Origin of the sequence: Vibrio hangzhouensis, assembly GCF_900107935.1 — a bacterium.
GTDB classification, from domain to species: Bacteria; Pseudomonadota; Gammaproteobacteria; order Enterobacterales; family Vibrionaceae; genus Vibrio; species Vibrio hangzhouensis.
Map to the genome: position 1 here is coordinate 192,046 of NZ_FNVG01000002.1, position 12,651 is coordinate 204,696.

A 12,651-nucleotide genomic window follows, 5' to 3' on the forward strand; every position below is an offset into this window, starting at 1 on the left:
ACATGTCATTTACTTTATTAATGGGTTGTTTAGTATGTGAACACTCGCACAATGTGCGAGTCTTTGCAGTGGAGCAATGACGTTAAGTCATCGCCAATAAAACAACTAAGGCTCTTAGGATAAAGAGTCCACATTGCGATTCAATCGCAGGGAAGAATAATGAAACGAATGACACTTTTGGCTATGAGTGTGCTGACTGCCACTACGCCGTTTATATCGAATGCAGCAAACAATATGATCGAAGCCCGTGGAGCCGCTATGGGCAACACTGGGGTGGCTTCCGCCGATTACCTGACTGCAGGGCTCTATAACCCCGCATTGGCCGCGAGCTTTCACGAGAGCGACGATGTCGGGCTATTGCTGCCGACCTTAGGCGGTGAGGGCCGCGATAGTGATGACAGTATCTCGACACTGAACGATCTACAATCGCTAATTGAACGGTATGAAAGTGATGGGCAGACAGATCCAGATATACTAACTGAAATCAATCGTCTGCTCGATCAACTCGAGGGTAATAAGCCAACAACGGTGACTGCCACACTTGGCTTTGCGCTTGCTATCCCTTCTCATCTTGTATCGACTAACCTCTATGCTCGAGGCTACGCCGAGGCGATTGCAGCACCTATAATCGTAAAGGACAGCTATACAAGTTCTCTTGTACAAATGCAAGCGTTTGCCAGTGCAGAGCTTGGGCTAGCAATGGGAAAGAGCTTCACTATTGCTAATCAAGATGTTTCGTTTGGCATTACCCCCAAGTTTCAAAAACTTCGCACTTACGCATTGATTGCGAGTGTCGCCGACTTTGACGCCGATAATGCAGAAGACAGCATGGTTGAAAAGAGCGCTTTCAACTTCGACTTAGGCGCCGCCTGGAACTACAACAATTGGCGTATGGGTCTGGCTGTTCGTGATATTTTGGCTCAAGAAGTTGATGTCAACAACGTCAGCGGGCAAAAAATCGACACCTACAAACTAAATCCTATGGTGACCGTTGGCACGGCCTACAACGGTGAGTTTATTACTGCGGCCGTGGATATCGAACTGACCAAGCAGGAACGCTTCGCCTCACTCAATGACGAAACCCAATACCTTCGTTTCGGTATAGAAGGCAATGCCTGGGATTGGGCGCAATTGCGTGCCGGCTATGAGGTTGATATGCAGGACAATGCGGACAGCGCTATTACCGCTGGTATCGGCTTGAGCCCGTTTGACGTAGTCAGTCTAGACCTAGCCGGTAGCTACGCAGGCAGTAACCAAGTGGGTGCATCGGCAAATCTGGCGTTCACCTTCTGATAGCTATTAAGAAACGACAAAACGGAGCCAATCGGCTCCGTTTTTCATTAAGGCAGTGTATCTGTTCTATACGGCTAAGCGCTTAGAAGAAGTACTTGAAGCGTACACGAACACCTTTGTCTGTATCTTCTTCGAAGATTCTATCTGCAGTTTGGTCATCTACTTTCGTGTAGTAAGCACCTAGATAGATAGAGAAGTCGTCTACCGCAAGTACGTCAGCAAACTCATAAGATGCGTAAACCGTATCTACTTTCGCTTTACCTGTTGTGTAATCAATCTTGTTGCTTTCATAGTCATTGTTCGCGTGGATATAACCTAGACCGAAGCCTTTATACAGCGCGTTCACACCCGCTGTCATGTTCGTTTCGTCAACTGCGTCCATGTATGCGAAGTTTGCAATTAGGTTCCAGTCAGCGGTTGTGTAGTTTGCGGTCACACCGTAGCCCAGACGGTCAGAAACATCTACATCACCATTTGTACCTGCAACAACTACTGCATCTTTAACCAGGTTCGCTTCCATAGAAGCAGCGATACCAAAGTTACCTGCTTGATAGCCGACTACCGGACGAAGTAGTACTGCATCTTTTGAGCTCTTGATTTGCTGTCCATGATATTGGTCACCAGCAAACAGCACTGAACGGTCACCAATCATAGATGCAAGTTCTAAATATAGGTTGTCAAATGACTGGCTGTACATGATTTGGCCGTCAGAACCACGACCACGGCCTTCTTTCATTTGATAAACATATGGTGCATCGCTAGATACTAGGTCGTTAGAAGTATCACCAGAATACTCAAGGAAGGTGTCCTGACCTACTGGGAACATATCGAACGCTTCAAAACGACCCATACGTAAGTTCCAACCATCTTGTGCACCGAATGCGAACCAAGCATCATCAAGGTTAACCTGACCGTCACTACCCATTAAAGGCTGAACATTTACCTGGAAAACATGGCCTGTGTTTGTGATACGCTCGCCAGAGAATTCAAGAAGAATACGACCTGTCTGGTTGAACTCTTTATCCGCTTGACCCTCACGGTCCTGGAAGTTGAAGTCAAATTCAACGTCACCACCGATAGAGAAGTTGCCTTGCTCGTTATCTACGATGCTGATACCAGCGTTAGCAGCCATAGCTGAAGAAACAAGAACTGCAGCTAGCGATAGTTTGAAAGTATTTTTCATTATTAACCCCAAGGATTGTAATTAACTATTTTATTATTTTTTTAAAACTCTCGAGTTGTCGTGAATAAGCTTGGAAAACACCTAGAAACTCATTCACCAGTTACATCACTCAAGAGCTTGAAAATCATGTACCGAATGAACGAGAGAAATTTTCAACAAAATTGGCCCTACCAGCAATCCTAATAATTTGAAAATGCCTATCTAAATCACGTTTTTATAAAAACAATAAAAGCACTAAAAATCAAAGACATAAGTATAAATAAATATACATTTAGCTTTAAATATATTTCTTGAGGCAATTTAGGGGAACTTTTCTGATGACAACGGCATTTCAGTGATCATGATCACAGATAGAGTTATTAATCAAACTTTAAGTGCGCGTTAAATATTAGTACTAAATTTCCTGCATTTCTGTTAGCAGCAATCCTTATCAGCTCAACTTTAACAACACAGAATCGGACAATTTAATCAAAATAGAGGGGTGTATAGAAAATCACCAAATAAGAAACTGGCATTATTAATGCGAACAAACAGACGAAATCTTGCCATTAGTCGCATATGGTCTAAGTTAGAAGTATGACGTAATAAAGAGGTGGTGCCGATATGAATCAAACGCTAGAAAAAGACATCGTTAACGCCATGCATCATTTGAATACAGACCAACTGAGGGACGTAAAACGCTACGTTGAACGACTGTCCTGTCAGCGACGGATTGAACGACTGTTAACCGATGAAGAGCTCACTATGCTACGTGAGTTGAATGGGGAAAGAAGACATTATCGGTAACGCCATTTAGGCAAAACAACAAAGACCAGCTATGAGCTGGTCTTTTGCATCGGACAATAAATAAGACAGCAATCCACTTGTGAAAGGTGCCTGTTTATTCACTGCAGCTAATCCATTTTACGAGTTCCCTCTATCTATATATAGAGGACACCAAAAAGTGACGCCGTCACATGGCGCTAATCGTTACGCCAATGAATTTGCGCCGGAATGACCATCTGACTCGGACAATCTGCATTAGACGTACAGCGCCTCAGGCATTCGAGTGCGGCCGCGGCTAATGCTGGACAATCTTGCTCGATAGAATCAATTCGCAGCGGTAGGCAATCCAGAATAGAGTAGTTATCGAAGGTTGCTATCTTCATGGATAAGGTGTCGCCTGCGCCAAGAAGGTTGTGGTCATTGAGGTATCTGAGCACCCCTTCCAGAAGTGAATATGATGCCGTGAACAGACATCGAGGTAATCGACCCAGCGTTTGCACGCACTGGGACATCATGTCATAACCACTTTGTGGTTGATAGTCGTGACTAAAGATAATATCCGTGTTGAGTTCGATACCATTCTCTTTCAAAGCATCCACATAGCCCTGATATCGATCGCGACTGGGTGATAACTCAAACTGGCCACCTATGTAAGCACACTCATCATGATCTTGGGTCGTCTTTGACAGTAATGCCTTGGTCGCATCGTAGGCATTGGTCGTTATAAAGTGGTAATGTGACGATTCAAACCTGCGGTCAAAAAAGACAATGGGTAAGTCCTTAGCTACAGACTGATAGTATCCGTCATCATTGTGGCACGAAGCCACCATGATGCCATCAACCTGACGATCAATCAGATTGCTGATCGCTTGTTGCTCTGTCATTGGATCGTCCTCCGTTGACGCAATCAATAGCTGGTATCCCGAAAGCAGACATAAACGCTCTAGTTCTTTTGCGATCGCTGCAAATCCCATGTTAAGTAAATCTGGGATCACCAAACCATAGGTGGAAGTTTTCTTGGATTTCAGGGCTCGGGCATAAACACTGGGTGAATAATTATTGGCTTTGATGACCTGCATTACCCGCTCTACCGTCTCCTTAGTGATCCGGTGCTTCTCAGCATGCCCGTTCAGGACAAAACTGACCGTCGATTTTGATACGCCCGCCAACTGTGCGATGTCAGCCAGTTTTAACTTTTTACTCATTCCTATCCACTTTCATTACTGAACGATCTTGTGACCACTCTAAGATCGTGTTTGAGATCACAGATTCATTTCAATCCATTGTTGGGCTATTAAAACACATTTTCTTTGCTAAATCGATTTAGTAAACTAACTATAAGCTAATTAATATAGGATTTTCGTTATGAGCAAAGTATGGGTTACGGGTGATGCCGTTGTCGATTTGATCCCGGATACCGAAGCGACTTACTTAAAGTGTCCGGGCGGTGCGCCAGCGAACGTCGCCGTGGCCATTGCTCGTCTTGGTGGTGAAACAGGTTTCTTTGGGCGAGTAGGACAAGATCCTCTGGGTCGTTTCATGAAGCAGACGCTAACAGAAGAGAAAGTAAATACTGACTTTATGTTATTAGACGAAGCACAACGCACATCAACCGTGATCGTAGATCTTGATGACAGTGGTGAACGCAGCTTTACATTTATGGTCAAACCCAGCGCAGATCAATTTATGCAAACCTCTGACATTCCAAGCTTTGCTAAAGGTGAATGGTTACACGTCTGCTCAATCGCGCTGGCAAATGAACCGAGTCGTGGAGCCACGCTCGAGGCCATGAAGCGTATTAAGGCAGCAGGTGGGTATGTAAGTTTTGACCCTAACCTGCGCGACGAGGTTTGGGGGGAGCAACGCTTAATCAAGCCCGTATGTCGTCAAGCAATTGCGCTCGCGGATGTGGTGAAGTTCTCGGATGACGAACTCATGTTCCTGACAGAAACTGACACTCTGGAAGCAGGAATTAGTGCACTCTCTGAGTTTTCAAACACACTAGTGCTGATCACTCAGGGGGCGAAGGGTGCATTGGCCATTCGTGGTGAACAGCAGCAGTTAATTGCCGGAACGCCGGTGAAACCCGTCGACACCACTGGTGCAGGTGATGCCTTTGTAGGAGGCTTATTGACTCGACTTTCGAAGAGCGCCGATTGGGACAATGATGAAACTATCCACGACGCGGTACGTTGGGCAAATGGCTGCGGCGCTTTGGCGACCACTCAAAAAGGCGCAATGACCGCCCTGCCAAATGAACAGGCATTGTTGGCATATATAAGCTAGAGTGACTGACAAAGTACCTCGTTCGTCAAAGATGTCGAACTTCCAGGTGTGACTTGCCACAACAAACCCCGTTGTCGCTCACTCGCTATGATAAGCTCGCACGAAACTGCGAGCTTTTTTATACTAGCTCGCTACAGCGTTCCAGCAGCTTCGCTGGTGACGCCCAGGTATATACAAATTCATCAACATATTTACCACATGGCGACTCACCGCGTTGCTTCAGTGCTTTGTGACCACCGATGGATTCGTAGAATTTGATAGCACTGTTGTTCTCAGCCAGCACTTCCAGAAATACGCCGTTATCAGGGTAATATTTTTCAGCCCACTGACCTGCTTGGGCAATCAATTGCTTGGCTATGCCTCGCCCTTGAGCTGCTGACTTCACATGTAGGTTATCAATGATGGTGCCATAATCGGCATTGTGATTCCCGAAAAGGCAAATAAATCCAAGCAGTTCCCCTTTTTCTTCTGCAATCACAACGTGTTGACTGAATGGTGGGTTTAACAATCTTGTTTGCCAGATCAGACTTTTGTCTTCCAATACGCCTTCATCCAGATATGACTGACGCATTATGCCTTGATACGCTTTCTGCCAGCTTTCCGCATGCAGCTCTGCCACATTCTGATAGTCAGAATATTCTGCTACTCTAAATTCCATTTAATAGTACCTACTGCTTCACATTTTACAAATCCTTTAATTACATACTAATTATCTGCAACTAAATTGCAAACCGTGCTGTACATCTAATAGGCAGCCAGATCAAAAAAAGGGAGATCTTTCACGATCTCCCTTCAAACGTATGATAACTAAACCACCAGCAGAACTTTTCTCTAGCAGAAAGCGCGGGCAAATTTACCAGTACAGGTTACGGTATAGTTATCTGCTGAAGCTGGTATGAACACCGAGTGACCACGCTGAACCGTCATGGTCTCGCCGCTCGAGTGCGTCAGCTCCACAGGCTCATCCAATGCAAACAAAATTTCTGGTGTGCTCACATGCACACAACGGTCTTGTTGGCCTGTATAAACGCTGAACTTGAAGTCTTCAACGGGAATTGGGTAGTGTTCAGCTCCGTTATCCAACTCTGGCACTGTCAGTAGCTCTGCGCGCACTTTCGGTTCAAATATGGTACAAGCAGCAAGCTCTTCAACATCAATGTGCTTTGGAGTGAGACCAGCGCGAAGTACATTGTCTGAGCTTGCCATGATCTCAAGTCCCGTTCCCCGACAGTATGCATGCGGTGTACAGGCGTGAAGGAACATGGCCTCCCCTGGCTCCAGTGTCAATACATGCAAAAACAGCGGCGAGAACAGACCTATATCTCCGGGATACAGATCTTTAAGCCATTGAATCAACTCGAACGTTTCATCGTCTTGCTGAGCTTCAGCAAACGACAGCAGTTTATCTAGTGCGGCATCTTTTACTTCACCATCAAGCTTCAGCATCGAGACAAACAGAGCCTCAAGACCTTCAGCGTTCAACGACGCCTTGTACGCATCAATAAGACCAGCAAGTTCAGCAATATTCAGCTGTTCAAAGTTCGCCAAAATTTCTTCATAAGGACGGAATCCGTTCATGGCTTGATAACGCGTGAGCGCGTAGACCAGTTCCGGTTTATGGTTAGGATCTTTGTAGTTTCGGTTGCCTGCTGTACGGGCGATACCTGCTGACTCTTCTTTTGCAAAGCCCTGTTCTGCCTGAATTTTACTTGGGTGCACCTGGATAGAAAGCGCACTGGCCGCCGCCAACACTTTGAAAAGGTATGGAAGCTCACCAAATTTGTCATCTATGGCTTGACCTAATACCGCACTCTTGTTGGCATTAACAAACTCATCCAAACGAACCGACTCTCCTGCGGCTGTGACTTTAGAGCAACCGCCCGAATGCGCCCCCATCCAGATCTCTGCCTGAGGTTTGTTTTCTGGGTTCTCGAGACCAAACAGAGAGTGAATCGACGTTACACTGCCCCAGGCGTAATCTTGGATAACGTTTTCCATAGGTAAGAAGTATTGCTGTGTCATTTTTCAGTCCAAGCGATAGTTTTAATAATCTTGATAAGTATTCGCTTATCGTCCGGAGACTTTTCTCAAACGAATACTTATCCAGACTTTATCCGTTGATAATGTAGCGAAGCTCACCATCCGCTAAGTTGATCACTCTCAATTTGTATACACAAATCTACATTTATTTCTAAAAACTTTATAGTTTTGACAGATGAATGACAGGAAATATATCAGTTCGCAAACGGGATTCCAACTTTAGCGATAGTTTGCATAGAACAAGAAAGCCCCCTCGGGCTCGAATCGAGGGGGCTTGGTCTGGTGGAGCATCTATTGAAGTAAGGGGGATTACTTCGCTACATCCTTAATAATGGCTTCAAGTTTATCCAAACCTTCAGCCAGAACTTCAGACTCGATAGTAAGTGGAGGAAGCAGACGAATAACGTTCGCTTTCACACCACAAGACAGCAGAATCAAACCATTTTCCTGTGCTTTGCCAATGACCGCTTTAGTCACGTCCTGCAGTGGTTGACCTGAATCTGGATCGGCAAATTCGATAGCCATCATCGCGCCGTGGGTACGAATTTCAGCAATAGCCGGCACAGTTTTCTGAAGCTCTGAAATTCGAGCATTCACGACTTCACCAATGGCCTGTGCTTTTTGGCATAGTTGCTCTTCTTCAATAATTTTCAGTACTTCCAGACCTGCGATACAGCCCAGTGGAGAGCCCGCGTACGTACCACCCAGTCCGCCTGGTAATGCCGAGTCCATCACATCCGCTTTACCTACCACAGCAGAAATTGGGAACCCACCGGCAATACCTTTGGCCATCGTCATCAAATCTGGTTCTATCTCCAGATACTCTGTCGCAAACATCTTACCGGTACGGGCAAAACCGGTCTGAATCTCGTCAGCAATCAACAATATTCCATGCTTGTCACACAACTCGCGAACTGCCTTAGCAAACTCGACAGGAGCCATGTAGAAACCGCCCTCACCCTGGACCGGTTCAAAGATGATCGCCGCGACACGGCTTGCTTCAATATCGCAGGCAAAAAGATCGTCAAGTGCCTGCAGACTGTCCTGAACGCTGATACCGTGCAGCGCATTTGGGTAAGGCGCGTGGAAAATTTCGTTCGGGAAGGGACCGAAGCCCGCTTTATAAGGTGCAATCTTACCTGTCAGACCCATCGTCATGTTAGTACGACCGTGGAAGCCACCTTTAAATGCAATAACACCACTACGGCCAGTATGTGCACGCGCAACTTTTACTGCATTTTCAACCGCTTCCGCACCTGTTGTCAGGAAGATCGCTTTTTTCTCGGTGTTGCCCGGTGCCAGTTCTGTCAGCTTTTCAGCAAGCTCAACAAAAGACTCATAAGGGGTCACCATTGCACAGGTATGCGAGAAGTTGTCGATTTGTGCTTTTACCGCCTCGGTGATACGAGAGTGTGAGTGACCCGTATTAGTCACTGCGATGCCTGCCGCAAAATCAATGTATTTGTTGCCATCAACATCCCACACATGGGCGTTGTCTGCCTTTTCAACATACAGTGGGTAAAGTGCGCCCATGCCCTGAGCGATAACTTTGCTTCTTCTTTCGTGTAATTGTTGGTTTTTCATTGCCTAATCCTTTAAATGTTATCGCTAAACGTTTAGTTGCCGCCAAAGCACAGGTATTTCACGTCCATATATTCGTCGATACCTTGCTTCGCACCTTCACGTCCGATACCCGATTGCTTCACTCCGCCAAACGGAGCAACTTCGGTAGAAATAATGCCTTCGTTGATGCCTACCATGCCGTATTCAAGCGCCTCAGCAACTTTCCAGACACGGTGGATGTTCTGGCTGTAGAAGTATGAAGCCAGACCGTAGATAGTGTCGTTCGCCATCTCGATAAGCTCTTCATCCGTTTCAAAACGGATGACAGGAGCAACCGGACCAAAGATCTCTTCCTGAACGATGTCCATATTGTGTTTGACATCTTTGAGAACTACCGGCTGCATAAACAGCCCATCCAATTGTTTCAGCGGTGTCGCCGGAACCGCACCCTGTTCAATAGCACGGTCGATCAAAGCCTGAATGCCCTGCTTGGCGCTTTCATTGATCACTGGACCAATATTGACACCGTCTTCCAGCCCATTGCCGATCTTCAGTTGCTGAACAGCGGCATCAAACTTAGCGACAAATTCATCGTAAACATTGCTGTGCACATAGAAACGGTTGGCACACACACAAGTTTGTCCTGCATTGCGGAATTTAGAGGCCATTGCCCCCTGAACGGCCGCGTCAATGTCCGCATCATCAAAAACGATGAACGGTGCGTTACCACCCAGCTCCATAGAGGTACGTTTGATATCTTTTGCCGATTGCGCCATCAGCACACTGCCCACTTGGGTGGAACCGGTAAACGACAGCTTTCTAATCAATGGATGGGAAGTGAAGATCGCACCAATTTTACGAGAGCTCTCGCCCAGAACCACTTGAAGTGCATCTTTTGGTACGCCAGCCTGATAGGCCAACTCAACAATAGCGAAAGCCGACAGTGGGGTTGAATCAGACGGCTTAACGACAAAGCTACAGCCTGCTGCTAACGCTGGTCCCGCTTTACGCGTGATCATGGCGATAGGGAAATTCCACGGAGTGATCGCACAAGCGACGCCAATAGGTTGCTTAATGGTCACGATTCGCTTGTCTGCGGTTGGGCCCGGAATAGAGTCACCGTAGGTGCGCTTCGCTTCTTCCGCAAACCACTCGATAAAACTGGCACCGTAAAGCACTTCGCCTGCGGCTTCGGCCAATGGCTTGCCTTGTTCCACTGTCATGATTCTTGCGAGATCATCTTTGTTCTCCAAGATCAACTGATACCAGCGGTTTAGTATGGTCGCGCGCGATTTCGCCGGCAGCTTAGCCCACTCTTTTTGTGCGACGTGCGCACGTTCGATCGCGTCCATTAATTCAGGCTCGGATGAAATAGGCGCATGGCCAACAATATCTCCCGTCGCCGGGTTAGTTACTGCAACTGCATTATCCGCAGCCGTCACCATAAAGGACAGTAAGCTCTTGTTTTTAATTTGCTGCATGGTGATTCCTTTTGTTTTTTAACGCTCCAATTTGGGGAGCATTCCCGTGAATAAAGTAAGCAGATGGCACTAGGCGGGTATCTGCTGAGTAATGCAGTGAATATTGCCACCGCCTAAGAGCACTTCCCGAGTAGATATTCCTACGATTTCATATTCTGGTAATGCGTTTGTCAGAATTTCGATAGCAATTTTGTCGTACTGTTCATCGAGCAGGGGCAGGAAGATATGCCCATTCACCATCAGAAAATTGGCGTATGATGCACTCAATCGCTCCCCCTCTTGACGATTCATACCGTCACTCATTTCGATGCCGTTTGCCTCATTTTCAGAGTAGTACAACGGCCCCGGAACCGGGATCTTAACCACTTCAATCGCGCGCCCCTTTGCATCGGTTTGTGCATTCAATGCAGCCAGCGCTTCTCGAGAAAGCTTGAACTGAGGATCAAAGGGATCATCAGTCCAGCTCAGTATGACTTTTCCTGGTGCAACTACGTGTAACAGGTTGTCAACGTGGCCATCGGTTTCATCGTTAAACAAGCCTTTTGGTAGCCAGACCACTTTGCTGACCCCCAGATATTCACCCAGTAACTGCTCAATTTGCGACTTGCTGAGTTGCGGGTTGCGGCCAGGGCTCAGCAGACACTCTTCTGTGGTATAGAGCGTCCCTTCACCGTCTGTGTGAATCGCACCACCTTCAAGAACAAAGGGCGCTCTATAATGATCAATGCCCAGTACGTCACAAACAGAGGCCGCGACTTTGTCATCATCGCTCCAGTCGTCATACAAACCATTGAAATCACCACCCCAGGCATTGAACTTCCAACTCACACCTCGGCGTTCCCCGGCTTCATTAACAATAACCGTTGGCCCGATATCACGCATCCAAGAGTCATTAAATGCCATCTCTACCAGCTTGACCGAAGAGTGCAGCAAAGAACGCGCCTTCTCGTACTGTTGAGAACTGACGGCCACTGAAACACAAACCACTTCTGCAATCGCGTTGGCGACGTTAGCAAACGTCTGCTGCGCCGGTTTTGCCCCGTCACGCCAGTTATCACCGCGTTCTGGCCACGCAAGCCACACTTCACGTACTGGTTCGAACTCAGCCGGAAAGTAGAATCCATCTTGCCTAGGAGTTGTGGTGAGTTTCATAGTTCACCTCATTACTTTGCCAGGCTGAGAATATCTTGATACAGATCAGGACGACGATCTCGGAACAAACCCCATGCATGACGGGCCTTGGCTGTCGCCTGAAGATCAATTTCAGCGTAGATGATGCTCTCACCTTCACGTGGTGCTTCGGCCAGTTTGCCACCGGTGTGGTCAGTAATGAACGATGAGCCGTAGAACGTCGTTTCAATGCCGTCATCAACTTCAATACCCACTCGGTTTGACGCGATAACCGGAACTAAGTTAGCAGCCGAGTGACCTTGCATCGTACGTTGCCAGTGGTCTCTTGAGTCTAACGATAAGTCTTGTGGCTCAGAGCCAATAGCCGTTGGATAGAAGATCGCTTCAGCACCGTTCAAAACCAAACTGCGTGCCAGTTCAGGGAACCATTGGTCCCAGCAGATACCAGCGCCAAACGTACCGAACTTTGTTTTCCAGACTTTGAAACCCGTATCACCAGGGCTGAAGTAGTACTTTTCGCTGTAACCCGGACCATCTGGAATGTGTGATTTACGGTAGTTTTCCAGTACCGTACCATCGGCGTCGATCATCACGAGCGAGTTAAAAAATGTGTTGCCTGCTTTCTCAAAATAGCTCACCGGAATGACGATATTCAGTTCTTTTGCCAGTGCGCTCAGTTCTTTAATCAAGCGGCAGTTGTCCGTTTCTTCCGCCAGTTCAAAATACTTAGATTCTTGTTTCTTACAGAAGTACGGCGCAGCCATGAGCTCTTGAGGTACAACAACATTTGCACCGTTTGCCGCAGCTTCACGAATAGCACCTTTGATTTTCTCCAGATTCGCATCCAGGTCCCAGGTCTTGGTTAGCTGAAGCGCAGCAAATTTAACTACTTTACTCATAGGATCTTCC

Annotated in this window: 11 protein-coding genes; 3 read left to right on the forward strand and 8 right to left on the reverse strand. The window is 46.9% G+C overall.

All coding sequences use genetic code 11. From position 1 onward, the window contains the following. Nucleotides 1-159 precede the first annotated feature (159 nt). Entirely contained in the window at nt 160-1,293 is a 1,134-nt protein-coding gene (locus C4S60_RS02710; RefSeq protein ID WP_103878786.1) for a conjugal transfer protein TraF, read from the forward strand. Between the two features lie 82 nt (nt 1,294-1,375). Here C4S60_RS02710 and C4S60_RS02715 read toward each other — a convergent pair whose 3' ends face one another. Then, entirely contained in the window at nt 1,376-2,476 is a 1,101-nt protein-coding gene (locus tag C4S60_RS02715) for a carbohydrate porin (protein ID WP_103878787.1), read from the reverse strand. A gap of 603 nt (nt 2,477-3,079) precedes the next feature. On the opposite strand from C4S60_RS02715, the gene C4S60_RS23425 reads away from it, so the two are divergent. After that, the gene (locus C4S60_RS23425; RefSeq protein WP_146060843.1) at nt 3,080-3,262 is read left to right on the forward strand and encodes a hypothetical protein; all 183 of its coding nucleotides are present in this window, start codon (nt 3,080-3,082) and stop codon (nt 3,260-3,262) included. Between the two features lie 176 nt (nt 3,263-3,438). Here C4S60_RS23425 and C4S60_RS02720 read toward each other — a convergent pair whose 3' ends face one another. Next, nucleotides 3,439-4,446, reverse strand: coding sequence for a LacI family DNA-binding transcriptional regulator (locus C4S60_RS02720; RefSeq protein WP_103878788.1), 1,008 nt, complete (start codon nt 4,444-4,446; stop codon nt 3,439-3,441). Nucleotides 4,447-4,606: 160 nt separating this feature from the next. Here C4S60_RS02720 and C4S60_RS02725 point away from each other — a divergent pair, with 160 nt between their 5' ends. Then, on the forward strand, nt 4,607-5,527 hold the full coding sequence (locus tag C4S60_RS02725) for an aminoimidazole riboside kinase (protein ID WP_103878789.1): 921 nt from the start codon (nt 4,607-4,609) through the stop codon (nt 5,525-5,527). A gap of 118 nt (nt 5,528-5,645) precedes the next feature. Here C4S60_RS02725 and C4S60_RS02730 read toward each other — a convergent pair whose 3' ends face one another. The 6 genes from C4S60_RS02730 to aguB all read right to left on the reverse strand — a co-directional run bounded on the left by C4S60_RS02730 (nt 5,646) and on the right by aguB (nt 12,641). Then, nucleotides 5,646-6,185 carry a GNAT family N-acetyltransferase gene (locus C4S60_RS02730; RefSeq protein ID WP_103878790.1) on the reverse strand — a complete coding sequence of 180 codons (540 nt, stop codon included), beginning with the start codon at nt 6,183-6,185 and terminating at the stop codon, nt 5,646-5,648. Between the two features lie 173 nt (nt 6,186-6,358). Next, nucleotides 6,359-7,549 carry a mannose-6-phosphate isomerase, class I gene (gene manA, locus C4S60_RS02735; RefSeq protein WP_103878791.1) on the reverse strand — a complete coding sequence of 397 codons (1,191 nt, stop codon included), beginning with the start codon at nt 7,547-7,549 and terminating at the stop codon, nt 6,359-6,361. Between the two features lie 327 nt (nt 7,550-7,876). Next, on the reverse strand, nt 7,877-9,151 hold the full coding sequence (gene gabT, locus C4S60_RS02740; protein WP_103878792.1) for a 4-aminobutyrate--2-oxoglutarate transaminase: 1,275 nt from the start codon (nt 9,149-9,151) through the stop codon (nt 7,877-7,879). A gap of 32 nt (nt 9,152-9,183) precedes the next feature. Beyond that, nucleotides 9,184-10,611: an NAD-dependent succinate-semialdehyde dehydrogenase gene (locus C4S60_RS02745; protein WP_103878793.1), complete on the reverse strand. Its 1,428-nt coding sequence runs from the start codon at nt 10,609-10,611 to the stop codon at nt 9,184-9,186. Nucleotides 10,612-10,680: 69 nt separating this feature from the next. Further along, on the reverse strand, nt 10,681-11,763 hold the full coding sequence (gene aguA, locus C4S60_RS02750; protein ID WP_103878794.1) for an agmatine deiminase: 1,083 nt from the start codon (nt 11,761-11,763) through the stop codon (nt 10,681-10,683). Nucleotides 11,764-11,774: 11 nt separating this feature from the next. Continuing rightward, nucleotides 11,775-12,641 carry an N-carbamoylputrescine amidase gene (gene aguB, locus C4S60_RS02755; RefSeq protein ID WP_103878795.1) on the reverse strand — a complete coding sequence of 289 codons (867 nt, stop codon included), beginning with the start codon at nt 12,639-12,641 and terminating at the stop codon, nt 11,775-11,777. Between the last annotated feature and the right edge of the window lie 10 nt (nt 12,642-12,651).